The organism is Solirubrobacter ginsenosidimutans (assembly GCF_027587205.1).
In genome coordinates, this window is sequence record NZ_JAPDOD010000079.1 from 1 (window position 1) to 25,646 (window position 25,646).

Sequence of the window (25,646 nt, forward strand, 5' to 3'; positions counted from 1 at the left end):
CCGCCGCCCCCGCCGAGGAGCCCGCCGCCGCCGAGGCCGCGCCTGCCGCCGCCGAGGCCGCGCCTGCCGCCACCGAGGCCGCTCCGGCTGCCGCCGAGGTCGCCGAGGAGCCCGCCGCGCCTGCCGCCACCGCCACCGACGACGAGAAAAAGGACTGAGAACGAAGTGACCGCTCCCACCATCTCCGCCAAGCAGGTCGGCGAGCTGCGCAAGCTCACGGGCGCCGGCATGATGGAGTGCAAGAACGCTCTGACCGAGACCGACGGTGACGTCGACAAGGCCGTCGAGCTGCTGCGCGTCCGTCTGGGCGACAAGGCGCTCAAGGTCGGCGGCCGCGAGGCCACCGAGGGCACCGTCGCGTCCTACATCCACTCCAACGGCAAGGTCGGCGTGCTGGTCGAGGTCGACTGCAACACCGACTTCGTCGCCCGCAACGAGGACTTCATCTCGTTCGCCCGCGAGATCGCGCTGCACATCGCCGCCTCGCCCTCGACGCTCTACGTCTCCGAGGACGAGATCCCGCAGGACGCCAAGGACGCCGAGCTGCGCGTCTTCGAGCAGCAGGCCGCCGACAAGCCGGAGAACATCCGCCCGAAGATCGCCGAGGGCAAGCTCAAGGCGTGGATGAAGGACGTCGTCCTGCTCAACCAGGTCCACGTCAACGCGGACAAGTACGAGGGCAAGACGATCGAGGAGCTGCGCGCGACCCTCTCCGGCACGACCGGCGAGAACGTCGTGATCCGGCGCTTCAGCCGCTTCGCGGTAGGCGCGTGACGACACTCGCCCTTCGGGCTCGGTCGTTGGGAGAGTCTCGCCCTGCGGGCTCGACTCTCCCGGCCCACGGTGAATCGGTCCGGTGACTGATCCCGTCTTCAAACGGGTTCTGATCAAGTTGTCGGGCGAGGCCCTCATGGGCCCGCTCGACTACGGCACGGACCCGGCGACCGTCGGGTCGATCGCCGATCAGCTCAAGGCGGTGCACGATCGCGGGGTCCAGATCGCGGTCGTGCTCGGTGCCGGCAACATCTACCGCGGCCTGTCGGCCGCGGCGGAGGGCATGGATCGCGCCACCGGCGACTACATGGGCATGCTGGCGATCGTCCTCAACGCGCTGACGCTCCAGGACGCCCTGGAGAAGCGTGGCGTGCACACCCGGGTGCAGTCGGCGATCACGATCTCCGAGGTCGCGGAGCCCTACATCCGCCGGCGCGCGATGCGCCACCTCGAGAAGGACCGCATCGTCATCTTCGCCGCCGGTACCGGCAACCCGTTCTTCACCTCCGACACCGCGGCCGCGCTGCGCGCGATCGAGATGAACGCGGAGGTGCTGCTGATGGCCAAGAACGGGGTCGAAGGGATCTACACGGCCGACCCGAACAAGGATCCGGCCGCCGAGTTCATCCCCGAGATCACCGCGCGCGAAGCGCTGCAGCGCGATCTCAAGGTGATGGACTCAAACGCCCTCGCCCTGTGCATGGACAACCACCTGCCCATCCACGTCTTCAACATGGCTGACGACTCCAACATCAACCGGATAATCTCCGGCGACCGTGTGGGAACGTTGGTGACGACATGATCGACGATCTGCTCCAAGACGCGCGCGAGCACATGGCGAAATCCGTCGAGGCGACGCGCCAGAAGTACCAGTCCGTGCGGACCGGCCGAGCGAATCCCTCGCTGCTGGACCGCATCAGCGTCGACTACTACGGCGCCGTCACGCCGCTGAAACAGCTCGCGACGATCAACGCGCCCGAGGCGCGGATGCTGACCGTGCAGCCCTACGACAAGAGCTCGATCAAGGCGATCGAGAAGGCGATCATGGAGTCCGACCTCGGCCTGACGCCGAGCAACGACGGCGTCCTGGTCCGCCTGGTGATCCCCGAGCTCAACGAGGAGCGGCGCAAGCAGCTCGTCAAGGTCGTGCGCGCCATGACCGAGGACGGGAAGGTGGCCTTGCGCAACATCCGGCGCGACGTCATGCATGACTTGAAGGAGCTGCGGGATGCCGGCGAGGCCGGCGCCGACGACGAGCACCGTGCCGAAGAGGCCCTCCAAAAGCTCACCGACGACAAGGTGAAGGAGCTCGACGCTCTCCTGAAGGGCAAGGAAGCTGAGATCCTCGAGGTGTGAGCGCCACCTACGTCGCCATCATCATGGATGGCAACGGGCGGTGGGCCCTCCAGCACGGCGTCCCGGTCGCTGAAGGCCATAAGGCGGGCGCCGACACGGTCAAGGCCCGTCTGCGCGATGCTGTCGACCTCGGCGTGCGCGAGCTGACGATCTATTCGTTCTCGACCGAGAACTGGTCGCGCCCGCAGGACGAGGTCGACGCGTTGATGGCGCTCTTCAGCGCCCGCATCATCGACGAGACGCCCGAGCTGCACGACCAGGGCGTCAAGATGCGCTTCGTCGGGCGGCGTGAGGGCGTGCTGCCCGAGCTGATCTCCCAGATGGAGTGGGCGGAGGCCAAGACCGCCGAGAACACCCGGATCACGCTGTACGTCGCCTTCAACTACGGCGGGCGCTCGGAGATCCTCGACGCGGCGGCCAAGTACACCGGCGGGGGCGAGGAGGCGTTTCGCGCGCTGCTCTACGCACCGGAGATGCACGATCCCGACCTGCTGATCCGCACCAGTGGGGAGCAGCGGATCTCGAACTACCTGCTGTGGCAGGCGGCGTATTCGGAGTTGCACTTCACCGACGTGCTCTGGCCCGACTTCTCGCGCGCCGACTTCGAGGACGCGCTGGCCAGCTACGAAGCGCGTGTGCGCCGCTTCGGGGGGCGCTAGGTGGGTTCCGCCCGGCGGCGCCGCGAGTCCGCTCCCGCGCCCCACAAGTCGGGCGGATCGGATCTGATCCCGCGGATCATCGTCGCGATCCCGGCGATCGTCTTCGCCGGGGTGATCATCTGGCAGGGCGGGTGGGTGTTCGCGGCCGGGATCGGGGCGCTCGCGGTCATCTGCGTGCACGAGCTGTCGGTGATGTTCGTGCGGGCGCGTCCCGTGCGGCTGGCAGCGATGATCGGCGTCGTGGGCCTGACCGCGGCCGGCACGATCGGGGACGAGCAGACGGTGCTGATGGTCTTTATGGCCACGCTGCCGCTGACGTTCTTCCTCGGCGTCGCCATGCCACAGCGCGAACGGATCACCGCATCGATCTCGGTGACCGTGCTGATGCTCTTCTGGATCGGGCTCGGCGTCGCCCACGCGGCGCTGCTGCGCGGCCTCGACCACGGCGGCTCGCTCGTGCTGATGGTGCTGCTCGGCACGTTCTTCGGCGACACGTTCGCCTACTTCGGCGGGCGGCTGTTCGGGCGCCACAAGATGTCGCCGGTGATCTCCCCGAACAAGACGTGGGAGGGGCTGGCGTGCGGCGTGGTGCTCGGCACCGCGGTCGTCTGGTACACCGCCCAGACCTACGCCGACGAGCACTGGATCTCGGGCACCGACGGCCTGCTGCTCGGCCTGGCGGTCGTGATCGCCGCCCCGATCGGCGATCTCTTCGAGTCGCTGATCAAGCGCGATATGGGTACGAAGGACACGGGCACCCTCTTTGGGGCCCACGGCGGCGCGCTGGACCGTGTGGACGCCGCGCTGTTCGCTCTCGTCGCCGGCTACTACGTCTGGCTTGCCGTGGCATAGATGAACGAGGAAGACAAGCGCGACCGGCAGATGCTGGAGCTGTTGAACGAGCTCCGCGTCGCCCTCCCGGGCGTGCAGATCCTCTTCGCCTTCCTGCTGACGGTCCCGTTCGCGCAGGGCTTCCAGCACGTCACCTCGACCCAGCGCACGCTCTACTACCTGACGCTGCTGGCCACCGCGGTCTCCGCGATCTGCCTGATCGCCCCGAGCGCCACGCACCGCCTGCGCTTCCACCAGTCAGACCGCTCGTTCGTCATCGAGTCGGCCAACACGTACCTGATCGCCGGCCTCGCGTTCCTCGGCATCGCGATCGTCCTGGCGATCGCGCTGATCACCGACTTCCTCTACGACCACTGGATCACCTGGGCCGCCCCGCTGGCGATCGCCCTCGTGCTCGGGGGCTTCTGGTTCGTTCGCCCGCTCCTCCGCCGAACCTAAACCCCACCTAAGGGGTCTGGCCCCTTAGGTGGACTTTAGGTTCGGTCGAGGGTGGTGTCGGCGAACGAGCGGGGGTCCTCGGCGGGCTCGAGGTGGGTGAACACGGTGGCCTGGGGGAGGCTGGTGCGCAGCGCGGCCTCGACGTCCTCGACGACGTCGTGGCCCTCTTGGACGGTCCAGGCGCCGGGGACGAGGACGTGGAGCGAGACGAAGGCGCGCGAGCCCGCCTGGCGCGTGCGCAGGGCGTGGAAGCGCACGCCGTCGTGCTCGAACGGCGCGAGGGCCTCGTGGATCGCCGCGAGGTCGGGCGCGTCGAGCCCGCGGTCCATCAGGCCTCCGGCCGAGCGGCGGACAAGGCCTGAGCCGGTGACGACGATGTTGGCGGCCACGGCGAGGGCGATCAGCGGGTCCAGGACGTCCCAGCCCGTGATCGCGACGGCGATCACGCCCGCGATCACCCCGGCCGACGTCCAGACGTCGGTCATCAGGTGCTTTCCGTCGGCCTCCAGCACGATCGACCGCTCGCGCCGGCCGGTGGTCAGCAGCAGGTAGCCGACGCCGAGGTTGATCAGCGAGGCGACGGTCGAGACCGCAACGCCGATCCCCACCGAGTCGATCGGCTGTGGGTCGAAGAGGCGGGTGACGGCGGTCGCGGCAATAGTGAGCGCGGCCACGACGATCAGCGCTCCCTCCACGCCCGCCGCGAAGTACTCCGCCTTGGCGTGCCCATACGCGTGCTCCTCGTCGGCCGGCTTGAGCGCGACCCGCAACGCGAGCATGGCCACGACCGCCGCGACGAGGTTCACGACCGACTCCGCGGCGTCCGACAACAGGCCGACCGAGCCCGTCAGCAGCCACGCGACCGTCTTGAGCGAGATCGTCGCCACAGCGGCCGCGATCGACAGCCACAGCAGCCGGAAGAGCCGTGTGTGATTCATAAACGCGAGATAAGGGGCCAGACCCCTTAGGTGGGGTTTAGGTTGCCGCGAAGGCGCGGCGGTACGCCGTCGGGGTCGTGGAGACCGCCCGGCGGAAGTGTTTGCGCAGGTTAGCCGCCGTGCCGAAGCCGCAGCGGTGGGCGATCTCGTCGATGCCGGCGTCGGTGGACTCCAGGGCCGCTCGCGCGGCGTCGACGCGCTGGGCGAGCAGCCAGCGCAGGACCGGGACGCCGGTCTCGGCGCTGAAGCGGCGGGCGAAGGTGCGCTCGGAGACGTGGGCGTGCGCGGCCAGCGTGCGCACCGTCAAGGGCTCGTGGAGGCGGGTGAGCGCCCAGGCGCGCGTGTCGGCCAGCGAGCCGCCCGCGTGGTCGGGGACCGGCCGGTCGACGTACTGCGCCTGGCCGCCCTCGCGGTGCGGCGGGACGACGATCCGGCGCGCGATCGCATTGGCCAGCGCGGCGCCGTGGTCGCGGCGCAGGATGTGCAGGCACAGGTCGAGGCCGGCAGCGACGCCCGCGCTGGTGAGCACGTCGCCGTCGTCGATGTAGAGCACGCCGGGCTCGACGTCGATCCGCGGGTGGCGGGCGGCGAGGTCGGCCGCGTCGCGCCAGTGGGTGGTCGCGCGGCGGCCGTCGAGGATGCCCGCGGCGGCCAGGGCGAACGCGCCGGTGCAGATCGAGACCATCCGCGCCCCGCGCGCCTGGGCGGCGCGCAGCGCGTCGAGCACGGGGGCGTCCGGGACGCGCAGGTGCGGCGTGAAGCCGGGGACGAGCACCGTGTCCGCGGCGGCCAGTCCTTCCGGCCCCGCCTGGGTCACCACGTCGAAGCCCGCGCTGGTCCGCAGCGGCCCCGCGGCCGCCCCGCACACCGTGACGGTGTACGGCACCTCGGCGTAGTTCCCGAACACCTGGGCGGGGATCGCGAGATCCAGCGGGACGACCGCATCGAGGGCGAGCACGGCGATGCGATGCGTCGGCGGCATTGGCTGGATCGTAACGGACATCGGCGTTTCTGCCACTCGTCGCCTCCCCGATTCGGCAGGACCATGGTCGGCATGACGATCGAGATCCTGCTGTTCGACGGGTTCGACGACCTGGACGCCTTCGGCCCGTTCGAGGTGCTCAGCGAGGCCGGCCTGTCCACCCGCTTCGTGACGATCCAACCGCTGGAGCGCGTCACCTCCGCCCACGGCGCGCGGATCGTGCCCGACGGCATCCTTGGTGACCCCGATTTGGTGCTCGTCCCCGGCGGCGGTTGGAACGACCGCAGCGGCGCGGGCGCCCACGCCGAGGCGCGCGACGGCCGGATCACGACGGCGCTGGCCGAGCGCCACGCCCGCGGGCGCCGGATCGGCAGCGTCTGCACCGGCGCGATGCTGCTCGCCGAGGCGGGCATCCTCCGCGGCCGCCCCGCGATCACCCACCACACGGCGATCGAGGACCTCCGGAGCTTCGGCGTCGAGGTCCGCGAGGGCGAGCGGGTCGTCGACGACGGCGACGTCATCACCGCCGCGGGCGTGACCTCCGGCATCGACCTCGCCCTGTACCTGATCGAGCGCGAGCTCGGGTCCGAGGCCGCCAAGGCCGGCGCGAGGGAAATCGAGTGGGATGTGATCCGCGCCGCGGCCTGATGCGAAAGGATGGGGCGGAGGCGCCGGCACCGATCCCGGGAGGGAACACGCCATGGCCACGCCGCAGGAAGCACTCGACGCCGCGCAAGCAAGCTGGAACGCCGGCGATCTGGACGGGTATCTCCGCCTGTACGACGACCGCATCCGCCTGCACGGATACGCGCCTGAACCGATGGACAAGGTCGCCGTCCGCGGTTTCTACGAGGCGATCTTCGCCGCCTTCGGCTCCCCGCCACTGGAGTTCCACGAGGTCCTCTGGCAGGGCGACACCGCCACGATTCGCTTCACGATGGGCGGCACGCACGTGGGCGAGTTCATGGGCGTGCCGCCCACCGGAACCGAGATCGAGCTCAACGGCATCACGATCCTGCGCTTCGACGGCGATCGCGTGATCGAGCGCTGGTCGCAGGCCGACATGCTCGGCCTGCTGATCCAGCTCGGCGCGGTCCCCGCTCCCGCCTAAAGGAAACCTAAGGGGCCAGACCCCTTAGGTGGGGTTTAGGTTTCAGATGAGAGGGGCGAGCGCGTCCGGGCGGTCGATCGACACGAACGAGTAGGAGTCCTCGATCTCGATGAAGCGCGCGTCGCGGAACTGGGCCGCCAGGCGGCGGCCCAGCTCGACCTTGAAGGCCCGGTCGCCCGAGGGCCAGCAGAAGATCGCCTCGCCCTCGAAGTCGCGCAGCTTCGGCGCGGCGTCCAGGAGCAGGCCGGGTTCGACGTGCCGCAGGAAGTGGGCGCCGTCGCGGACGATCTCGAAGTTCCCCAGCGCCGGTGCGGCCCACCCGCTCACCAGCTCGTTGGTCGCGCGCTTGGTCAGCCAGCCGAAGCCGATCGGCAGCCGCCACGCGCCCGGGATGCGCAGCGGGGACAGGAACGCGGCGAGCGCGAGCGGCGAGCGCCCGGCGAGAAACAGTGGCTTGAAGAGCGCGGGCGGGAAGACCTCGAGCGCGTCGCAGGGCGTGAAGATCACCCGCGCGATCCCCTCCGGGCGCCGCGCGAGCAGCAGCTGCAGCAGCGCGCCCCCCGTGTCCGAAGCGACGACGGTGAGATCGGTCAGCCCCTGCTCGGCGATCAGGTCCGCGATCTGGTCGGCGACCCCGATCGGCGTCAACGTCGATCGATCCGCGACCGGCGCGCGGTGCGAGCCCAGCGGCAAGGTCGGCGCGATACAGCGGCGATCCGGCAGCAGGGCGATCACCGGATCCCACAGCGTGCGGTCGACGAGCGCGCCGTGGAGAAACAGCACCGGCGGGCCGTCACCGGCCGTGACGTTCAGCTCCATCCGCGAACCTTATCCAGCCCAAATACGCCCGCTGCCACAATGAACACCCGTGAAGCGGGTACTCATCCTGGGCTCGACCGGGTCCATCGGCACCCAGGCGTTGGACGTCATCGAACGCTCGCCGGAACTCTTCGAGGTCGTCGGCCTGTCCGCCGGCCGCGGCCACGAACAGCTGATCGCGCAGGCCGAGCGCCACGGCGTGAGCCGGATCGCCGTCAGCGATCCCGACGCCGCCGCGCTCGCCGCGGAGGCATGGACGGCGGGTGACGTGCTGCGCGGCCCCGACGGGCTGATCTCGCTCGTCGCCGAGTCCCAGGCCGACCTCGTGCTCAACGCCATCGTCGGCTCCGCCGGCCTGGGCCCGACGATCGTCGCCCTCACCGAGGGCATCGACGTCGCGCTGGCCAACAAGGAGTCGCTGGTCGTCGGCGGCGAGCTGGTCACCGCGCTGGCGGAGGCCACCGGCGCCCGGCTGATCCCGATCGACTCCGAGCACACCGCCATCCACCACCTGCTCACGGGCGAGCCGCCCGGCGTGGTCGAGAAGCTGATCATCACCGCGTCCGGCGGGCCGTTCCGCGGCCGCAAGCTCGCGGATCTCAACGCCGTGACCGTCGAGCAGGCGCTCAACCACCCGACGTGGAGCATGGGCGGCAAGATCACGATCGACTCCGCGACGCTGATGAACAAGGGCCTGGAGGTCATGGAGGCCCACCACCTCTTCGGCACGCCGTATGACCGCATCGACGTGGTCGTGCACCCGCAGTCGATCATCCACGCCCTCGTCCAGCTCTGCGACGGCTCGACCAAGGCGCATCTCGGATACCCGGACATGCGCGTCGCGATCGGCTATGCGCTGCATCACCCGGACCGCGCGGATCTGCCGATCGAGAACCTCGACCTGGTCAAGCTGGGCAAGCTCGAGTTCGAGGAACCGGACCTCGACGCGTTCCCGTGCCTGCGCCTGGCCCGCGAGGCCGCGGTCGCCGGCGGCACCGCGCCGTGCGCGCTCAACGCCGCCAACGAGATCGCCGTCCACGCCTTCCTGACGGGCCGCCTGACCTTCACCGGCATCCCGCGGGTGATCGACGGCGTGCTCGAGCAGCTCGGCACCCGCCGCGTCCACAGCTTCGAGACGCTCTACGTCACCGACTCCGAAGCGCGACGGGTCGCCGCCGAGCTGGTCGAAACCGAGGTGCACGCATGAGCTGGATTCTCGCCTTCCTCGGCTTCGCCAGCCTCGTGATCCTGCACGAGGCGGGGCACTTCTTCGCCGCCAAGGCCGTCGGCATGCGCGTCGAGCGCTTCGCCCTGTTCTTCCCGCCGCTGGTCTACAAGATCAGGCGCGGCGAGACCGAGTACGGCATCGGCGCGATCCCGCTGGGCGGCTACGTGAAGATCACGGGCATGAACCCGGCGGAGGAGATCCCGCCGGAGCACGCCCATCGCGCCTACTACCGCCAGCCGGTGTGGAAGCGGATCGTGGTGATCGCCGCCGGCCCCTTCGTGAACATCGTGCTGGCGTTCGTGATCCTGGCCGGCGTCTTCATGTCCCAGGGCACGGTCGAGCCGCCGCCCGTGGTCGGCAAGATCGACGCCGGCTCCCCCGCGGCGTCCACGCTCAAGCAGGGCGACGTCGTGCTCGCCGTCGACGGCAAGCCGCTGACCGGGAACTACACCGCGCAGCTCGACCAGGTGCAGAAGGCCGTCGGCGCCCACAAGGGCACGCCGGTGAGCATGACCGTGCGCCGCAATGGGACCGAGCAGACGGTGTCCGGCAAGACGTTCTACGACAAGGTCAACAAGCGCTACCGGTTCGGCTTCGCCTACGACCCGGACGCCAGCTCGCGGTCGGCCGGCCCGCTGCGCGCCAGCCACCTCGCGGTCGAGGAGATGTGGACGGTCACGAGCTCGACCGTCAGCCACATCGCGCAGATCTTCGTGCCCGAGAAGCGCAAGGAGCTGGGGAGCGTCGTCGGCGGCTACGAGCAGACCCGCCAGGCGTTCTCGATCTCCGCCAGCACCGCGCTCGTGATCCTCGCGTTCATCAGCCTGAGCCTGGGCGTGATCAACCTGTTCCCGTTCCTGCCGCTCGACGGCGGGCACATCTTCTGGGCGCTGGCGGAGAAGGTGCGCGGCCGCGCGATCCCGTTCAGCATCATGGAGCGGGCCGGGTTCATCGGCTTCGCGCTCGTCATCGCGCTCTTCCTCGTGGGCTTCACGAACGACCTCGACCGACTGGCCAACGGGGGCTTCAGACTCCGGTAGCTTCCCCCTATGGGGGAGAGACGCTCCATCGGCGCCGCGACGATCGCGGAGGCCTTCCGCCTCACGGTCGAGGATCACCCGGACCGGATCGCCGTCCGGACGCTGCACGACGAGACCGTCTACACGTGGGCGCAGCTGCGCGAGCAGGTCGACGCCCTCGCCGGCGGCCTGCACCGCCTCGGCGTGCGCCGCGGCGACACCGTCGCGCTGATGATCTCCAACCGCCCGGAGTTCATGATCGCCGACCTGGCGGCGATGACGCTCGGGGCGACCCCGTTCTCGATCTACCTCACCTCCGCGCCCGACCAGGTTCGCTACGTGATCGAGGACGCCGCGGCCAAGGTCGCCATCGTCGAGGACGCCTTCCTGGAGCTCGTGGCCGGCCTCGTGGAGCACGTCTTCACGCCGGACGACTGGCCGACCGACCCCGGCTTCGACGCCGAACCGCACTGGCGAGCGGTCGAGCCCGACGACATCCTGACGCTGATCTACACCAGCGGCACGACCGGCCCGCCCAAGGGCGTGCAGATCGCCCACCGCAACCAGATGGCGGCCGTCGACGCGGTCGAGCAGCGGGTCGGCTTCCCGGACGACTCGCGGGTGATCAGCTGGCTTCCCAGCGCCCACGTCGCCGAGCGCACCGCGCATCACTACCTCCCGATCGTCTACGCGATGACGATCACCACGTGCCACGACCCGCGGCAGATCGGCACCTACCTGCCGGCGGTCAAGCCGACGTGGTTCTTCGCGGTGCCACGCGTGTGGGAGAAGCTCAAGGCGGGGGTCGAGGCCAAGCTCGGCGGGGACGAGCAGGCGCAGCAGCTCCTCGCTGCCGGCGCGCGGCGCGTGGAGCTCGAGCAGCGCGGCGAGCCGATCCCGCCGGAGCTGCAACAGATCCTCGACGTCGCCGAGCCCAAGCTGTTCGCCCCTTTGCGGGCGGCGATCGGCCTCGACGAGGCCCGCCTGGTCAATGTCGGCGCCGCGCCCACCCCGCGCGAGGTCCTCGTCTTCTTCCACGCCATCGGCATCCCGCTGGCCGAGATCTGGGGGATGAGCGAGACCTGCGGGGCGGGCGCCTCCAACCCCGGCGAGCGGATCAAGATCGGCACCGTCGGGCTGCCGAGCCCGGGTGTGGAGCTCAAGCTCGCTCCCGACGGCGAGCTGCTCGCCCGCTCACGGGTTGTGATGGTCGGTTATCGAAACCTCCCCGAGCGCACGGCGGAGGCGCTCGACGCCGACGGCTGGCTGCACACCGGCGATGTGGCCACGATCGACGAGGACGGCTACGTCACGCTGATCGACCGCAAGAAGGAGCTGATCATCAGCGCGGCGGGCAAGAACATGTCCCCCGCCAACATCGAGGCGACGCTCAAGGGTGCCTCGCCGCTGATTGGTCAGGCGTGCGTGATCGGGGACGGGCGCCGGTACAACACGGCCCTGCTCGTCCTGGACCCGGACGTCGCCGTGGCGTGGGCGCAGCGCCAGGGGCTCGACGGCGATCTGGCTGCACTGGCGCGCAATGAGGCGGTCATCGCCGCCGTGCAGGACGGCGTAAATGTCGCCAACAAGACACTCTCCCGCCCAGAAACGATTAAGCGCTTTACCCTCATCGAGGGCGATTGGCTGCCGGGCGGAGACGAGCTGACGCCAACGATGAAGCTGAAACGACGCCCGGTCGAGGCGAAGTACGCCGCCCTGATTGCGTCGATGTACTGATTTCCGGTTCCCATTTTTGGGTGACAAGGGGCCTAAAGCAATGCGCTGATCGCCCGATGCATGTGATCAACCGATCACCCCCCTTTTCACGGAAGAGAGTCACATGCCCCGATTCGGGTCGCTGCGCGGGAAGATGCTCGCGCTGATCCTGACGCCGGTAGCAGCAGCCATCGTCTTGATGACGGTGTTCGCGATCTCGCGCGCCACGTCGCAACAGAAGAAGTCCGCGTACGCGGAGCTCACGCAGAGCACGGAGGTCCAGGCGGTCAAGGTCGACCAGACGGTTGGCGCTTCACTCTCGACCGCTCAATCGGCGGCCGCGATCCTATCGACGGCGAACAGCCGAGCCGACGCGGTCGCCGGGCTTTCGGACCTGCTCCAGAAGAACGTCTCGCACGCGATGTACCTCTACTCGGGCATCCTCGCGAACGGGTTCGACGGCGCGGACGCCAAGAGCGCCGGCCAGCCGGGCACGGCCAAGAACGGCGGCTTCGAGCCGAGCATCAGCATGGACAAGACGGGCAAGATCGTCGCGGCCACGAGCGAGACGGGCACCAAGGACGCCATCCCGTACACGAAGGCGCCGGTCAACGGCGTGCTCGAGCCCTCCGCCTACCAGGGCACGATGTTCCTGTCCTACCAGTCGCAGATCGTGCGCAACGGCCAGGTCGTCGGCTACGCCGGCGTCGCCAACACGCTCGCCGTCGAGGCCGCGCGGATCTCCAAGGTCAAGCTGTTCGACACCGGCTACGCCTTCGCGGTGTCCAAGAAGGGCATGGTGCTCGCCAGCCCGGACAAGAAGAACAACGGCAAGGTGAGCCTCAGCTCCCTCGCGAAGTCCAAGGACAACCCGGAGCTCGCGAAGATCGCCGAGTCGGTCGCCGCCGGTCACAGCGGCCAGGTCGAGACCAAGGACCCGTGGACGGGCAAGGACTCCGTCATCACGTGGTCGGGCGTCGACACGTCCGGTTGGAGCTTCCTGACCTCCGTGCCGGTCTCCGAGGTGCTCGCCCCGGTCAAGGGCCTGCGCACGTCGCTGCTGGTCATCGGCCTGATCATGCTCATCCTCGTCACGCTCGCGATCGTCTTCGTCGCCAACCTGCTGACGAAGCCGATCCGCGTCGTCACCGAGGCCGCGGAGCGCCTGGCCGACGGTGACGTCAGCGTCAGCGTCGACGTCCACTCCAACGACGAGGTCGGCCGCCTGGCCCACTCGTTCGGCCGCACGATCGACTACCTGCGCGAGAAGGCCACCGCCGCCGAGAGCGTCGCCGACGGCGACCTCACGGTCCAGGTCGTCCCGCGCTCGGACAAGGACCTGCTCGGCACCGCGTTCCAGCGGCTCGTCGTCGACCTGCGCACGATCGTGGGTCAGGTCTCCACGACCGCCGGCGGCGTCACCGAGGCGTCGCGCCAGATGGCCGGCACCTCCGACGAGGCCGGCCGCGCGATCCAGGAGATCGCCACGGCGATCGGCGAGGTCGCCGAGGGCACCAACATCCAGGTCCAGAAGGTCGAGATCGTCCGCGAGGCCGCCGTCCGCGCCGCCGAGACGGCTCGCCACAGCGCCGACCGCGCCCACGAGGCCGCGCAGACGGCCGAGCAGGCCAAGGGCATGGCGACCGAGGGTCTCGTCGCCGCCGACGAGGCGTCCGCCGCCATGCGCGGCCTGGCCGAGTCCGCCGCGGGCGTGACCGGCGCGATCGAGTCGCTGGCCGGCAAGTCCGAGCGCATCGGGGGCATCGTCGACACGATCACGGGCATCGCCGAGCAGACGAACCTCCTGGCGCTGAACGCGGCCATCGAGGCCGCCCGCGCCGGCGAGCAGGGCCGCGGCTTCGCGGTCGTCGCCGAGGAGGTCCGCAAGCTGGCCGAGGAGTCGCAGACCGCGGCGGGCCAGATCGCCGGGCTCATCTCCGAGATCCAGCGTGAGACCGGCGAGGTCGTCGACATGGTCGCCGACACCGCCGCCCGCACCGAGGGTGGCACCGTCACCGTCGAGCGCGCGCGTTCGGCCTTCGAGGCCATCGGCAGCGCGGTCGAGGACGTCTCCGGGCGCGCGGCCGACATCGCCGACGCGATCGGCCAGCTGTCCGACGACGCCGACCAGATGGCGCAGGACGTCGTCGGTGTGGCGACGGTGGCCGAGTCGGCCAGCGCCTCCAGCGAGCAGGTCTCGGCCTCGACGCAGCAGACCAGCGCGTCGACGCAGGAGATCGCGGCTTCCGCGCAGGACCTCGCGGCCGGCGCCGCCGAGCTCGAGCGCGTCGTGGCGACCTTCCGCCTCTAGCAGGACGGGTCAACGGCCGGCCGCGCAATTACGCCGCGGCCGGCCGGAGATCTACATAGTCGGACTTGCTGGGGGGCTTCTCTACGGGGGAAGCTCCCCATTCGTCGTTCGGGATACCCCCACTCGCGCGGGGTCACGTCACCTCGTCCTTGCCGACGCCGTCCAGAACGACGGCGATCGTGCGCATGACCTGGGCGGCGGCGAGCAGCTCGTCCTCGCTGTGGCCGGCGAGGCCCTCGTGCCAGTGGCGCTCCCACAGCTTCCGCTTGGCGGCGACGGTCTCGCGCCCGGCCTCGGTGAGCGTGACGATCACCTGGCGGCGGTCGGTCTCGGAGCGGCGGCGGCTGATCGTGCCGTTCTCCTCGAGCTGGTCCAGCAGCGCGGTCATCGCCCCGGGGCTCAGCTCCGCGCGCTTGGCCAGCGTGCCGGCGGTGATCTCCTCGTCCTTGGCGATCAGCACGAGCGTGCGGATCTGGGCGTGGCGCGGATCGCGGCCGCGGAGGCGGCGCTCCGCGCCCATCAGCTCGCCGAACGCGGCGCGCAGGGCGTCCAGCTCGGCGACGGTCATGCGACCGCCTCCAGCGCGACCTCTGCCGGGAGCGGCTCGGTCGAGGCCTTGGCGCGGCGCTCGATCGTGGTCAGGACGATCGTGGGGAGGAGGGCGACGAGGCTGATGCCGAGCACCCAGTAGTAGGTGGTGCCGAACGCGTCCGCGACGCCCGCCGCCGACGGGGTGGCCAGGCCGCTGATGCCGCTCTGCAGGACGACGGTGAGGATCGCGGTGCCGATCGAGCCGCCGACCCGCTGCAGGACGTTCAGCTGCGGCGTGGCGTCATTGATCTGGTCGGGGCGCAGGACGGAGTAGGCGGCGGTCATCGACGGCATCATCGACATGCCGATGCCGAACCCGCGGACGATCATCGCGGCCGAGATCACCACGAAGCTCGTGTTGGCCTCGATCAGGACGAACGGGATCGTGGCGACGATCGTGATCGTGCCGCCGATCAGCGAGGTCAGGCCACCGCCGAAGCGCTCGGTCACGCGGCCCGAGAGCGCCATCGCCATGGCGGCGCCGATGCCCTGCGGAGCGAGCAGCAGGCCGGTGTGGACGGCGTCCTCACCGCGGACGAGCTGGAAGTACAGCGGCATCAGGACCATCGCGCCGAACAGCGCGGCGCCGAGCGCGGTCATCGTCACCGAGGCTGCGGCAAAGGCCTTGTTGGCGTAAAGACGCACGTCCAGGAGCGGATTGTCGATTCGCAGCGCGCGGACGACGAAGGTCGCGACGAGACCGATGCCGAGGAGGAACGGGACCATGACCTGGTCGGCGAGCAGGCTGCCGGCGGTGCCGGACTCGGCGAGGCCGTAGGTGATGCCGACGAGGCCGGTGGCGACGAGCGCGAGGCCGGTGGCGTCGAGCTTGCCGGCCTTGACCGGGTCGGCGACATCGCGCGGGAGGAGCCGCATGGCGGCGATCACGGCCGCGATGCCGATGGGGAGGTTGACGAAGAAGATCCACTGCCAGCCGGCGTTGTCGAGCAGCAGGCCGCCGAGCGTGGGGCCGAAGACGGGGGCGAGGATGATCGGGACGCCGATCGCGCTCATCACGCGGGCCATGTTCTTCGGGCCGGCGGCGCGGACGAGGATCATCTGGCCGATCGGCAGCAGCATGCCGCCGCCCAGGCCCTGGAGCACGCGCGCGGCGATCAGCGACTGGGCCGACCAGGCGAATCCACAGAGCGCCGAGCCCGCGGTGAAGAGGATGAGCGAGACGACATAGAGGCGGCGGGCGCCGAAGCGGGCGGCGGCCCAGCCGGTGACCGGGATCACGGCCGCGAGCGCGAGCATGTAGCCCGTGATCACCCATTGGATGCCGTCCAGCGGGGTGTTGAGGTCCTTTGAGAGGGTGTCGAGGGCGACGTTGACGATCGTCGTGTCGAGCACGGACATGATCGCGCCCAGGATCACCACGATCGCTATGCGCCAGAGTCGGGGAGTCATTGTGTCTGCATCCTTTCGATACCAAAAGTTTAGCATCGAATGTTTCGGCGTCAAGACATTTACACTTGAGCGCCTGCCCCACCTCTAGACTGGCTGTCCAATGGCTTCGCAGCGCTCAGTGAACGTCGGAGGCGTGCAGATCGGCGGCGGCGCCCCGGTCGTGGTGCAGACCATGACCAAGACCGAGACCGCCAATCTGCAGGCGACGATGGACCAGATCCGTCGCGTGGCCGAGGCGGGCGCGGACATCGTGCGCGTGGCCGTCCCGCGCGAGAAGGACATCGAGGCGCTCAAGACGATCGTCGTCGAGTCCCCGATCCCGGTGATCGCCGACATCCACTTCAACCACACGCTGGCGCTGAAGGCGATCGACGCGGGCGCCCACTGCATCCGCCTGAACCCGGGCAACATCGGCGGGCCCGACAAGGTCGCCGAGGTCGCCGCCCGCGCCCGCGCCGCCGGCACGCCGATGCGCATCGGCGTCAACTCCGGCTCGCTGCCCAAGCACCTCGCCGAGCTCGAGTTCGAGAACCCCGTCGAGGCCCTGGTGACCGCCGGCGTCGAGTTCGTCGAGCTGATGGAGCGCCTGGACTTCACCGACTTCAAGGTCTCGATCAAGTCGACCAACGTGCCGAACACGATCGCCGCCAACCGGCTGCTGAGCGAGCGGATCCCGTACCCGCTGCACCTCGGGATCACCGAGGCCGGGACGAAGTGGTCGGGCTCGCTGAAGTCCGCCGTCGGGCTCGGCACGCTGCTGGCCGACGGCATCGGCGACACGATCCGCATCTCCCTCTCGACGTTCCACGCCGAGGAAGAGGTCAAGGTCGCCTGGGAGATCCTCAAGGCGCTCAAGTTGCGCGAGCGCGGCCCGGTCCTGATCGCCTGCCCCACGTGCGGGCGCCTGCAGTTCGACATGGACTCGGTCGTCGCCGAGGTCGAGCGCCGCCTGGAGGCCTACGACGATCCGATCGAGGTCTCGGTCCTGGGTTGCGCCGTCAACGGCATCGGCGAGGCCCGCCACGCCGACTTCGGCATCACGGGCGCCAAGGACATGGGGATGATCTACTCCAAGGGCGAGCCGATCAAGAAGGTCGCCACCGAGCAGCTCGTCGACGAGCTCTTCATCGAGATCGACAAGTACTACGCCGCCGGCAGGACGGTGGAGCGCGATGCCACCGCCGCCGCCGAGGCCGCGGCGTGGCTCGCCGAGGAAGAGGACGCGACGGCGATGACGCCCGAGCGGTTGGCGATGCTCGAGGCCGAGAAGGCCAAGGCTGACGCCGACGCGATCGACGAGGCTTTGTCACCGGTCGCGGGTCGCCGCTTCACCCGCGCCTGACCCTCTGGGGACGAACGTCAACTGCTCCGGGTGGGGGAGGGGGAGTGGCGAGCCCCCGTCCCGGGCTTCCGTGGGTCCGCCGCTCGGCTCGGCTCTGTTGGCTCGAATTGTCGTGCCGGGGCACCGAAAGTTACGGGCTACGGAGAAGGAAAGTGTGTCCCTCGCACGCCTTCTCCCGGTCGCCGTGGTCGACCGTGCGCGTTTGGCGGTCAGGTCGCCGTTTTCGATCAGGGTCGCACTGTTCGAGCTGGCGCGTTGGTGGGGGTGATGTACAAATGAGTCCTCACAGGACCCGTTTGTACATCACCCCCTCGCAACCCGCTCCCGCGGGGTGACCGGCGTGCGTGAGAACGCGCTTTCTGTCTCCGTGGCCCGTAAGGACGCTAGCGCCCGCAGGTCGGCCGGTTCGGGCCCTTGCGGATCGGGTGGTACTTGCCCTTGGCCTGCTTGAGCGGGATCGCCCAGGCGCGGCCCGACGCGTCGGTCCACGTCGCGAAGCCGCGGCCGTCCGCGGCGGCGACCGCCGCGGCGCCCGAGGGCATGCGTGACTTCGAGCGGGTGAAGTAGAGGATCGTGGTGCGGCCGAACCAGGACGAGGACTTCGTCGAGGTTCGGGCGTACATGACGCAGCCGAGCCCGCCGTAGTCGGCGTTGGACGCGACGATGTGCAGGCGCCCGTTCGCGTCCTCGGAGAGGTCTGACTGCGCGAAGATCTGCTCGTCGGCCAGCGCGCCCCGCGCCGCGCGCCAGCGCAGCCGCTTGGTGTCGAACGAGCGGATCGAGGCAGGCGGGAGGTCCAGGAGCTTCTGGCCGTTGCTGCCGTTGCGGTGCAGCAGGAACACGCCCCGCGGGCCGGTGACGAGCTGGGCGCCACGGACGCCGTCGAGCACGCCGTGCGTGGGCCACGCGTTGACGTCCAGCGGGTCGCCGCCGTTGAAGACGCGCCAGCCGGTCGTGTCCTCCAGCGACGAGTGGATCAGGAGCATGCGGCCGTCGGGGAAGGTCGCCAGCTTCGCCGCGGAGGGCGTTTGGCCCGTGTCGTCGATGTCGAGCACGCGCGGATCCGGCCCGGCGAACGGCGCGCGGCGCAGCAGGGCCTGGTTGCCCTGGAGTTGCAGCAGCAGGACCGCTTGACCGTCCGGCGAGAGGATCCCGGCGAACGACTCGTCGATCCCCGAGGCGAGGATCGCCGGCGGCGAGAACGTCGCCCCGTTGTCGCTCGAGAAGCTCGCCCACAGCCGCCCGCCCTGCCGGCTGAGCGGCGCGCCGTCCTCGTCGTCGTCGGTCTGCAGCGCGATCAGCACGCCGTCGGCGCGGCGCAGCAGCTTGTAGGTCTCGGCGTGCTTGCCGATCGGCAGCGCGGTGCGGACGTCGCACGCCCGCTTCCCACGGGGCAACCGGCAATAGACGATGCCGTCGTCCGGCGTGCTGCGGAAGACCATGTGCCCCGTGCCCGCGGGGTCGACGACCAGCCACGGCGCGCTGCCCGCGCCAAGGGCGACCGGCGAGGCGGCCTGAGCCGGTGCGACGACGAGCAGCGCGGCGAACACGGCCAGGATGAGGATGCGGGTGCGGTTCATCGGTGCTCCGTCAGTACTGCGTAGTGCACGGTGAAGAACTTCTCGCCCCCCTCCGGGGCGATCTTCCAGACGGCCGCCCGCACGGCCCACTTCGCGGCGGCCTTCGCCCGCGCGAAGGACCCTTCGGCGAAGAAGGCGTGGTGCTCACGCGGGAGCGGGTCGCTGAGCTCGCCGACCACCCGCAGACCCGCACCGGTGACGAGCGCGCGGACGTCGCCGCGGCTGAACGCGTGCAGGTGGCCGATGCGCTCGGCCTCCGCCCGCTTGGCCGGCCGCGCCGCGGACCGGTTGTCCTCCAGCGGCACCTCGACCAGCACGTGCCGCGCGACCCGCGCGGCCTCGGCCAGCAGCGGCGCGGGATCGGGCACGTGCTCGAGCACGTGCGAGAGCACCGCCAGGTCGTACTCCCCGTCGGCCGCCGGGATGCGCGCGCCGTCGTAGGCCTCGAGCCGGCCGGCGCGCGGGATGCCGCGACCGCGCGCCAGCTCGATCGCCGGCGGCGAGAGCTCGAAGCCGTCGAACGTCGCCGAGCCCCACACACCCGCGAGCTCGAGCAGCAGCGAACCGTCACCGCAGCCGATCTCCACCACCCGCTCCGGAACGAGACCGGAGCGCAAGCACAGCGCGCGGGCGTGGGCCGCCTTGGTCCGCGCGCCCAGGGCACGCCAGCGCCCCATCCGCATGCCCGCCTCGTGATCGGCCAGCGAGTATCCCGCGGTGTAGAACGCCGTGGGGTCGTCGGCCGCGCGCGTCACAGGGCCGAACCCGCCCGCATCTCGGTCTTCTCGGACTTCGACGGGTCCACGCTGCCGGAGGCCCGCGGGGCCGGTTGCAGCTCCGTCAGCGAAGGCGCCGGCGTCCAGCGATACCGATAGGACGCGCCCGTCTGGATCGTCAGGCGGTAGACCCAGGTGCCGTCGGCCGCGGTGGTCACGGGCGCGACGTCCGTGTAGTCGGCCGCGCCCTTGGGCTTGATCTGGACCACGATCGTCCGGTCGGCGTCCGGGCGCACCTGTCCCCACAGCCGCACCGACTTCGCCTTGCCCTTACGCTCGATGATGAACGGCGCCGGGAACGTGGAGAGCACCGGCTTGGGCTTGCCGTTGTTGAAGCGCAGGCCGGTCTGCCAGCCGGAATAGCGCTTGGTGCCGCCGCCGCGGTTGATCACCGGCTCGTCGTCCCACTGATAGAAGGACAACCCGCGCACCCGCTTGGACTTCCACGCGACGTACGCCGCCTGCTGCAGGTAGGTCGTCTGCTTGGCGAGGCTGATGCCGACCGCCTTGTCGGGCGGATTGGTCTGGTAGCCGAACTCCGTCAGGTGGATGTTCCCGCTGACTCGCAGCCGCTTGCGCGCGCGCAGCTTGTCGAGCACGCTGAACAGCCGCGAGAGGTCGGCGAACTGCGCCTCGTCCGGATCCGGGTTCTTCTTGTCGGGCGCGTTGAGCAGCGGGTGCGGGTGGTAGCCGAACGAGTCCGCCTGCGGTGCCTTGAAGCCCTTGCAACGGCCCGTGTGGACCGACTTGTAGTGAGCGTCGACGCAGCCCATCTCGCGCATGAAGATCAGCGGCTTGACGGGCGTGTTGGCGCTGATCGGCGGGTCGCCGATCGGCGCGAGCTCACCCATCACGACCTCCGAACCGGGATCGGCGGCGTGGATCACCGGCGTCGCGGCGCGCACCAGCGAGCGGTAGACGTGCGGGGAGACCGGCGTGCAGTTGCGCCGGCGGCTGTCGCACTGCCACTGCGGCTGCAGCCAGCCCTGCTGGTTGGGCTCGTTCCAGACCAGGTAGCGATCGACCTGCGAGCCGTAGCGGGTGGCGACCGCGCGGGCGAAGTCCGCGTAGTCCGACGCGCGCGGAATCCAGAGCGGGTTGTGCCTGCTCGGCTCGGTCGACGACCACAAGGGGCCGGGGCCCGTGATCGTGAGCATCGCCCGCATCCCGTTTGCGCGGACCATCGAGACCGCCGTGTCCAGCGCCCCCCAGTTGTAGCCCTTCGAGTCCGGGTCCTTCGCGTTGAAGCCCGACGGCTTGCGCACCGCGTCGGTCTGCGGCGCGATCTCCCACCAGCGGGCATGGATCCGGACGACGTCGACGCCCAGGTGACTCCAGTCGCTCACCGCGAACACGGCGAGCTGCGGGTTGTTGAGGAGCAGCCCCTCGTCCTCCATCCCGAGCTCGAAGTCGGCGGCGCGCGCCGGAGCGGCGGCGACGCCGAGCATCGCGCCGAGAACCGCGAGAAGGACGAGCGCGCGCCTCACTTAGGCGACACCTCCGCTTGGCGAGACGTCAATCCGTTCCAGGACAAGCGCCAGAGCGTGCCCGAGTTCGGGACGCTGACGGTGAAGATGCCGTTGGCCGAGGTGACCGGCACCGTCTGCACGGTCTTGAAGGCCGCGCCCGCGGACGCCGCGACCTGGATGTCGACCGACTGCGCGGTGCCGTTGTCGGCCGGGCGCAGCTGGCCGTAGACCGTCACGTTCGCGCCCTTGCCCGAGACCCAGATCGGCAGCTTGTAGGCCGCATAGGCGGGCTTGGGCGCGCCGTTGAGCAGCCGCAGGCCCATCTGGAACCCGGCGGCGATGTTCGCGTCATCGACGATCTTGTACTGCGCGACGGTGTGCACGCGCGGATTCTTGTACGCGATCCAGTCGGACTGGTTGATGTACTCGGCCTGCTGGGCGTCGGTGACGCCGAAGATCAGGTCCGGCTTGGTCTGCCAGCCGTGCTCGGTGTACTCGATCGGCAGCTTGGCCGGGATCCGCTTGGCCTTCGCGGCGTTGTCGAGCAGCTTCGTCAGGCGCGACGCGACGTTGATCGTGATCTCACCCGCGTTGACGCCCGAGGTCGGCGGGCGCGAGCCGCCGCGCGTGTAGGGGTGATGCGCGTAGCCCGTCACGTTGAGCTTCTTGTAGCCGCCGCAGTGCTGGTCGGTGGCCTCGGCGCCGGTCAGCTTCTTGCCCTTGGTGTTGAGGCAGAACACTCCGCGCAGGAACGTCTCCGGCGAGGTCTTGAGGATCTTCGACGCGCACTTCTTCGGGACCCGCAGCGAGCGCTGCGCGCTGCAGCCGGACGGGTCGTCGCCCAGCGGCGCGGTCTCGCCGAGCCAGATCTGGTCGGCGCGGTGGCCCGTTCCGCGCAGGCCGGCGATCGCCGACGTGGCGAGCTGGCGGTACATGTAGGCGGACTTCTGAACGGCCTGCGAGCCCGAGGTCTCGTACTGCGGCGAGAGCCACGAGCGCAGGTTCGGCTCGTTCCAGATCGACCACTTCTTGACCGTCGGATACCGCGTGCCCAGAGCACGCACGAACGCGCCGAAGAGCTTGGGGTCGGGCTTGCAGGTCTTCAGCGTCGCGACCGAGCCCTTGCACTTGGACGCCCAGGCCGGGATCGGGCCGGTCGCGGTCAGCAGGACCTCCAGGCCGCGCGCCTGCGCGCCCGCGACGAACGAGTCGAGCATCGTGAACGAGCCGGCCGGATAGGCGGCCGGGTTCTTGCCGTCGAAGCCCTTGGGCTTCTTCTTAGAGGTCGGGGACGGCGCGAAGCGCGACCAGATCACGTTCGCGCGGATCACGTCGGCGCCGAGCGCCTTCGCCTCGTCGAGGGCCTGGGCCTGAGCCACCGGCCCTGAATCGAGCATCAGCGTCTCGTCTTCGATCAGCGACTGCTGATCCGGGGCGGCGAGGGCGGGTGCGGCGGGCAGGGCGGCGGCGCAGATCGCGGCCGCGGCAAGGACCCGCCGGGCGCGGCGTCGGGACGTCTCAGTCATCAAGGACATTCCAACGCCGCGACCGGACAGGAGTTGCGGAACGGCGGTTTAAGCCGCCGCGGCGTACAGTTCGGCGACCTTCGCCCAGTTCACGACGTTCCAGAACGCGTCCAGGTAGTCCGGGCGCTTGTTCTGGTACTTGAGGTAGTACGCGTGCTCCCACACGTCGGCGCCCAGCAGCGGCGTCTGGCCGGCCGAGAGCGGGGAGTCCTGGTTGGGCGTCGAGGTGACCGCGAGGCCGGAGCCGTCGTGGACGAGCCACGCCCAGCCGGAGCCGAACTGGTTGACGCCGGCGTCCTTGAACTTCGCCTTGAACTCGTCGAAGGAGCCGAAGGCGCCGTTGATCGCCTCGGCCAGATCGCCCGTGGGCTCGCCGCCGCCGTCAGGCGACAGGAATTCCCAGAACAGGCTGTGGTTGTAGTGACCGCCGCCGTTGTTGCGGACCGCCTTCTGCTTGTCGGCGGGCAGCGCGTCGAGGTTCTTGAGGATCTCCTCGATCGAGGAGTTCTCGAACTCGGTGCCCGCGAGGGCGGCGTTGGCCTTGTCGACGTACGCCTGATGGTGCTTGTCGTGATGCACCTTCATGGTCGCCTCGTCGATGTGCGGCTCAAGCGCGGCGTAGTCGTACGGCAGCGGCGGGACTTCAAAAGCCATTAGGGCCTCCAATTGCGGTGTTCGAACCCCTCGCCCGAGCGTTCTATCACCCTGAAGGCGCGAGCCCCGCCGACGTGGCCGCCGGCGGGGCATCGCTCTGACCGTTGAAGCTACGCCACGCCGGCGAGCTTGAAGCGCGCCACGAGCTGCGCCAGCTCCTCGCTGGTGCCCGCCAGTTCCTGCGCGGAAGCGGCGATCTGCTGCGTCGAGGCGCTGGTCTGCTCGGTCGAGGCGGAGACCTGCTCGGCAGACGCGGAGGACTGCTCGGCGACGGCGGCGACCTCGGCGAAGTCGTCCTGCACGCGCTGGGACGCGTCGGCGACCTGGCCGATCGTGCTCGCGATCTGCTCGACCCGGTCGCTCATGTCGGCGACCGACGCGCGGATGCGGACGAAGGACTCGCGCGCCTGCTCGACGGTCGCGGCGCCCTCGCTGGTGCGCTGGGCGCCGTTCTCGACGACCTCGACCGCGCGCTGCGTCTCGTGCTGGATCTGCCCGATCAGGTCGGCGATCGAGGCGGCCGCGGTCTGCGACTCCTCGGCCAGCTTGCGGACCTCCTCGGCGACGACGGCGAAGCCCTTGCCCTGCTCGCCGGCGCGGGCGGCCTCGATGGCGGCGTTGAGCGCCAGCAGGTTGGTCTGCTCGGCCAGGCCGGTGATCGTCGACACGATGCCCGAGATCTGCTCGGACTTGGCGCCGAGCTCGCGGATGGCCTGGGTGGCCTCCGTCGAGGACGTGCGGACGGACTCCATCGCGCCGGTGGCCTTGCCGACCGCCTGCGCGCCCTCGTCGGCGAGCCGGCTGGTCTCCTGCGCGACCTCTGCGGCCTCGCGGGCATTGGTGGCGGACTCGTCGGTGGCGATCGCCATCTCGTTGGTCTGCGCGCGGGCGGACTCGATCGCGCGAACCTGGCGCTCGGAGCCCTTGGCGACTTCGCCGATGCCGCCGGCGATCTCGCCGATCGCGCGGCCAACCTCGTCGGACGTCGACGCCATCTCGCCGGAGCTTCCGGCGACCACCGACGCGCTCGTGGAGAGCACGCCGATCATCTGCGAGAGCGCGCCGCGGGTCTCGTTGTAGGCGGCGACCGACGCGACGGTGCTGTCACGGATCTGGCCGACGGCCTCGGCGACGTCGCCGATCTCGTCGTTGCTGGTGCGCCGCAGGCCCGGGGTGGTGGCGTCGACGGCGACGGTCAGGTCGCCCTGGGCCATCGCGTTGAGGGCCTTGTTGAGCTCGTTCGCGCAGTGATCGCGCAGGCTCGCGAGGCGCTCGAGGATGAGCTTGACGCTGCGCTCGATGCCGCGGGAGACCCACAGCATCAGGCCGAGGCCGGCGATGAACGCGAAGACGAGCAGCAGGATCGAGCGGGTGCGGTTGCTCGCGGCCGCATCGGCGATCTCGGCCTGCTTGTGCTTCGCCAGCGTGTGCTTGGCCGTGTAGAGCGTGTTGAAGTCGGCCAGGGCGACCGTGATCGCGGGGGACACGATGTTGCGGCTGTAGTCCGCGATCGCCGTGTCGGTGGCCGGATCGGCCGCCGTGTCGACCATCTTGAAGAGCTTGTCGCGCATGCCGTAGTAGACGCTCAGGTCGTGGTCGACCTTGGCCATCGCGTCGCGCTCGGCCTGTGTGGAGACCGACTTCTGGACCGCCGCCAGGCGCTTGGCGACCTCGGCGTCGTTGGCCTTGACCTTCGCGCCGATCTCACCGCGCGCGGCCGGGGTCTTGGCGTTGCGGTAGGTGGTCTGCTGCTGGCGCGTGTCGTTGAGCGCCGACGACGCGAAACCGAGGTCGACCAGCGGCGTGACCGCCTGGCCGAGCACCGTGTCGGACTTGTCCTTGATCGAGGACACGCTGGTGATGCCGAGCGTGCCGATGAGGAGCATGAGGGCCAGCAGGACACCGGCGCTGCCGAGCAGCTTCGCCTTGATGGTGATCCGTCGCTGCGCCCGGCCAGAGGAGACGTGAGCCATTCTTCGGTCCAGTCGGTACGGGGGTGGGAGGGGGTCTGGCCCGTGGTTCCCACGGGCCGCTAGTTGCGCTTATCGGTTGGCGGAACTGCGACTGAAGTCCAACCCTCCCCCGTTTGTCAGAG

Annotated in this window: 24 protein-coding genes; 13 read left to right on the forward strand and 11 right to left on the reverse strand. The window is 70.0% G+C overall.

Annotation, left to right across the window (positions count from 1 at the left end):
- Window positions 1-165 precede the first annotated feature (165 nt).
- From tsf to OM076_RS41645, 6 genes are all read left to right on the forward strand, one after another.
- Window positions 166-774, forward strand: a complete 609-nt coding sequence (tsf, locus tag OM076_RS41620; RefSeq protein ID WP_270046116.1) for an elongation factor Ts — start codon at window positions 166-168, stop codon at window positions 772-774.
- Window positions 775-856: 82 nt separating this feature from the next.
- Window positions 857-1,576 (forward strand): UMP kinase, encoded by a 720-nt coding sequence (gene pyrH, locus OM076_RS41625; RefSeq protein WP_270046117.1) that lies wholly within the window; start codon window positions 857-859, stop codon window positions 1,574-1,576.
- Window positions 1,573-2,130 carry a ribosome recycling factor gene (gene frr / locus OM076_RS41630; RefSeq protein WP_270046118.1) on the forward strand — a complete coding sequence of 186 codons (558 nt, stop codon included), beginning with the start codon at window positions 1,573-1,575 and terminating at the stop codon, window positions 2,128-2,130. Before pyrH ends, frr begins: the two co-directional genes overlap by 4 nt.
- Window positions 2,127-2,789 carry a polyprenyl diphosphate synthase gene (gene uppS, locus OM076_RS41635; protein WP_270046119.1) on the forward strand — a complete coding sequence of 221 codons (663 nt, stop codon included), beginning with the start codon at window positions 2,127-2,129 and terminating at the stop codon, window positions 2,787-2,789. The genes frr and uppS overlap by 4 nt, the downstream gene beginning before the upstream one ends.
- Complete coding sequence (locus OM076_RS41640) at window positions 2,790-3,641, forward strand: phosphatidate cytidylyltransferase (protein WP_270046120.1); 852 nt, start codon at window positions 2,790-2,792, stop codon at window positions 3,639-3,641. It abuts the gene before it with no gap.
- Entirely contained in the window at window positions 3,642-4,079 is a 438-nt protein-coding gene (locus OM076_RS41645; RefSeq protein ID WP_270046121.1) for a DUF6328 family protein, read from the forward strand.
- A 35-nt stretch (window positions 4,080-4,114) separates the two neighbouring features.
- On the opposite strand, the gene OM076_RS41650 is transcribed toward OM076_RS41645, so the two are convergent.
- A complete protein-coding gene (locus tag OM076_RS41650; RefSeq protein ID WP_270046122.1) occupies window positions 4,115-5,017 on the reverse strand; it encodes a cation diffusion facilitator family transporter in 903 nt (300 codons plus the stop codon).
- 37 nt (window positions 5,018-5,054) lie between these two features.
- Window positions 5,055-5,999, reverse strand: coding sequence for a GlxA family transcriptional regulator (locus OM076_RS41655; protein ID WP_270046123.1), 945 nt, complete (start codon window positions 5,997-5,999; stop codon window positions 5,055-5,057).
- A gap of 72 nt (window positions 6,000-6,071) precedes the next feature.
- On the opposite strand from OM076_RS41655, the gene OM076_RS41660 reads away from it, so the two are divergent.
- A complete protein-coding gene (locus OM076_RS41660) occupies window positions 6,072-6,647 on the forward strand; it encodes a DJ-1/PfpI family protein (RefSeq protein WP_270046124.1) in 576 nt (191 codons plus the stop codon).
- Between the two features lie 52 nt (window positions 6,648-6,699).
- A complete protein-coding gene (locus OM076_RS41665) occupies window positions 6,700-7,110 on the forward strand; it encodes an ester cyclase (protein ID WP_270046125.1) in 411 nt (136 codons plus the stop codon).
- 42 nt (window positions 7,111-7,152) lie between these two features.
- Here OM076_RS41665 and OM076_RS41670 read toward each other — a convergent pair whose 3' ends face one another.
- Complete coding sequence (locus OM076_RS41670; protein WP_270046126.1) at window positions 7,153-7,929, reverse strand: alpha/beta fold hydrolase; 777 nt, start codon at window positions 7,927-7,929, stop codon at window positions 7,153-7,155.
- 49 nt (window positions 7,930-7,978) lie between these two features.
- Between OM076_RS41670 and dxr the strand changes: the two genes are divergently transcribed.
- The 4 genes from dxr to OM076_RS41690 all read left to right on the forward strand — a co-directional run bounded on the left by dxr (window position 7,979) and on the right by OM076_RS41690 (window position 14,203).
- Window positions 7,979-9,136, forward strand: a complete 1,158-nt coding sequence (dxr, locus tag OM076_RS41675) for a 1-deoxy-D-xylulose-5-phosphate reductoisomerase (protein WP_270046127.1) — start codon at window positions 7,979-7,981, stop codon at window positions 9,134-9,136.
- Window positions 9,133-10,197, forward strand: coding sequence for a M50 family metallopeptidase (locus OM076_RS41680; RefSeq protein WP_270046128.1), 1,065 nt, complete (start codon window positions 9,133-9,135; stop codon window positions 10,195-10,197). The genes dxr and OM076_RS41680 overlap by 4 nt, the downstream gene beginning before the upstream one ends.
- 9 nt (window positions 10,198-10,206) lie before the next feature.
- Entirely contained in the window at window positions 10,207-11,913 is a 1,707-nt protein-coding gene (locus OM076_RS41685) for an AMP-dependent synthetase/ligase (protein WP_270046129.1), read from the forward strand.
- A 103-nt stretch (window positions 11,914-12,016) separates the two neighbouring features.
- A complete protein-coding gene (locus OM076_RS41690; protein WP_270046130.1) occupies window positions 12,017-14,203 on the forward strand; it encodes a methyl-accepting chemotaxis protein in 2,187 nt (728 codons plus the stop codon).
- Between the two features lie 133 nt (window positions 14,204-14,336).
- Here the strand turns inward: OM076_RS41690 and OM076_RS41695 are convergent, their stop codons facing one another.
- Window positions 14,337-14,771, reverse strand: coding sequence for a MarR family winged helix-turn-helix transcriptional regulator (locus tag OM076_RS41695; protein ID WP_270046131.1), 435 nt, complete (start codon window positions 14,769-14,771; stop codon window positions 14,337-14,339).
- Window positions 14,768-16,204, reverse strand: coding sequence for a DHA2 family efflux MFS transporter permease subunit (locus OM076_RS41700; protein ID WP_270046132.1), 1,437 nt, complete (start codon window positions 16,202-16,204; stop codon window positions 14,768-14,770). Before OM076_RS41700 ends, OM076_RS41695 begins: the two co-directional genes overlap by 4 nt.
- Before the next feature lie 100 nt (window positions 16,205-16,304).
- Between OM076_RS41700 and ispG the strand changes: the two genes are divergently transcribed.
- Window positions 16,305-17,546: a flavodoxin-dependent (E)-4-hydroxy-3-methylbut-2-enyl-diphosphate synthase gene (gene ispG, locus OM076_RS41705; protein WP_270046133.1), complete on the forward strand. Its 1,242-nt coding sequence runs from the start codon at window positions 16,305-16,307 to the stop codon at window positions 17,544-17,546.
- A 383-nt stretch (window positions 17,547-17,929) separates the two neighbouring features.
- Here the strand turns inward: ispG and OM076_RS41710 are convergent, their stop codons facing one another.
- The 6 genes from OM076_RS41710 to OM076_RS41735 form a co-directional block, all read right to left on the reverse strand.
- On the reverse strand, window positions 17,930-19,126 hold the full coding sequence (locus OM076_RS41710) for a hypothetical protein (protein ID WP_270046134.1): 1,197 nt from the start codon (window positions 19,124-19,126) through the stop codon (window positions 17,930-17,932).
- The gene (locus OM076_RS41715; protein WP_270046135.1) at window positions 19,123-19,881 is read right to left on the reverse strand and encodes a class I SAM-dependent methyltransferase; all 759 of its coding nucleotides are present in this window, start codon (window positions 19,879-19,881) and stop codon (window positions 19,123-19,125) included. Before OM076_RS41715 ends, OM076_RS41710 begins: the two co-directional genes overlap by 4 nt.
- Window positions 19,878-21,389: a glycoside hydrolase family protein gene (locus OM076_RS41720; RefSeq protein WP_270046136.1), complete on the reverse strand. Its 1,512-nt coding sequence runs from the start codon at window positions 21,387-21,389 to the stop codon at window positions 19,878-19,880. Before OM076_RS41720 ends, OM076_RS41715 begins: the two co-directional genes overlap by 4 nt.
- Window positions 21,386-22,897 (reverse strand): hypothetical protein, encoded by a 1,512-nt coding sequence (locus OM076_RS41725; protein ID WP_270046137.1) that lies wholly within the window; start codon window positions 22,895-22,897, stop codon window positions 21,386-21,388. Before OM076_RS41725 ends, OM076_RS41720 begins: the two co-directional genes overlap by 4 nt.
- Window positions 22,898-22,945: 48 nt before the next feature.
- Window positions 22,946-23,551 (reverse strand): superoxide dismutase, encoded by a 606-nt coding sequence (locus tag OM076_RS41730; RefSeq protein WP_270046138.1) that lies wholly within the window; start codon window positions 23,549-23,551, stop codon window positions 22,946-22,948.
- Window positions 23,552-23,661: 110 nt separating this feature from the next.
- Window positions 23,662-25,524: a methyl-accepting chemotaxis protein gene (locus tag OM076_RS41735; RefSeq protein WP_270046139.1), complete on the reverse strand. Its 1,863-nt coding sequence runs from the start codon at window positions 25,522-25,524 to the stop codon at window positions 23,662-23,664.
- Window positions 25,525-25,646 lie beyond the last annotated feature (122 nt).

What these genes read in the sequence shown, in the direction of transcription:
- OM076_RS41725 (WP_270046137.1), bottom strand. Translation starts at nt 22,897, where the DNA reads ATGACTGAGACGTCCCGACGCCGCGCCCGGCGGGTCCTTGCCGCGGCC.
- OM076_RS41680 (WP_270046128.1), top strand. Translation starts at nt 9,133, where the DNA reads ATGAGCTGGATTCTCGCCTTCCTCGGCTTCGCCAGCCTCGTGATCCTG.
- OM076_RS41735 (WP_270046139.1), bottom strand. Translation starts at nt 25,524, where the DNA reads ATGGCTCACGTCTCCTCTGGCCGGGCGCAGCGACGGATCACCATCAAG.
- ispG (WP_270046133.1), top strand. Translation starts at nt 16,305, where the DNA reads ATGGCTTCGCAGCGCTCAGTGAACGTCGGAGGCGTGCAGATCGGCGGC.
- OM076_RS41655 (WP_270046123.1), bottom strand. Translation starts at nt 5,999, where the DNA reads ATGCCGCCGACGCATCGCATCGCCGTGCTCGCCCTCGATGCGGTCGTC.
- frr (WP_270046118.1), top strand. Translation starts at nt 1,573, where the DNA reads ATGATCGACGATCTGCTCCAAGACGCGCGCGAGCACATGGCGAAATCC.
- OM076_RS41645 (WP_270046121.1), top strand. Translation starts at nt 3,642, where the DNA reads ATGAACGAGGAAGACAAGCGCGACCGGCAGATGCTGGAGCTGTTGAAC.
- OM076_RS41665 (WP_270046125.1), top strand. Translation starts at nt 6,700, where the DNA reads ATGGCCACGCCGCAGGAAGCACTCGACGCCGCGCAAGCAAGCTGGAAC.
- OM076_RS41690 (WP_270046130.1), top strand. Translation starts at nt 12,017, where the DNA reads ATGCCCCGATTCGGGTCGCTGCGCGGGAAGATGCTCGCGCTGATCCTG.
- OM076_RS41660 (WP_270046124.1), top strand. Translation starts at nt 6,072, where the DNA reads ATGACGATCGAGATCCTGCTGTTCGACGGGTTCGACGACCTGGACGCC.
- OM076_RS41700 (WP_270046132.1), bottom strand. Translation starts at nt 16,204, where the DNA reads ATGACTCCCCGACTCTGGCGCATAGCGATCGTGGTGATCCTGGGCGCG.
- OM076_RS41670 (WP_270046126.1), bottom strand. Translation starts at nt 7,929, where the DNA reads ATGGAGCTGAACGTCACGGCCGGTGACGGCCCGCCGGTGCTGTTTCTC.
- OM076_RS41685 (WP_270046129.1), top strand. Translation starts at nt 10,207, where the DNA reads ATGGGGGAGAGACGCTCCATCGGCGCCGCGACGATCGCGGAGGCCTTC.
- OM076_RS41650 (WP_270046122.1), bottom strand. Translation starts at nt 5,017, where the DNA reads ATGAATCACACACGGCTCTTCCGGCTGCTGTGGCTGTCGATCGCGGCC.
- OM076_RS41710 (WP_270046134.1), bottom strand. Translation starts at nt 19,126, where the DNA reads ATGAACCGCACCCGCATCCTCATCCTGGCCGTGTTCGCCGCGCTGCTC.
- OM076_RS41695 (WP_270046131.1), bottom strand. Translation starts at nt 14,771, where the DNA reads ATGACCGTCGCCGAGCTGGACGCCCTGCGCGCCGCGTTCGGCGAGCTG.
- OM076_RS41730 (WP_270046138.1), bottom strand. Translation starts at nt 23,551, where the DNA reads ATGGCTTTTGAAGTCCCGCCGCTGCCGTACGACTACGCCGCGCTTGAG.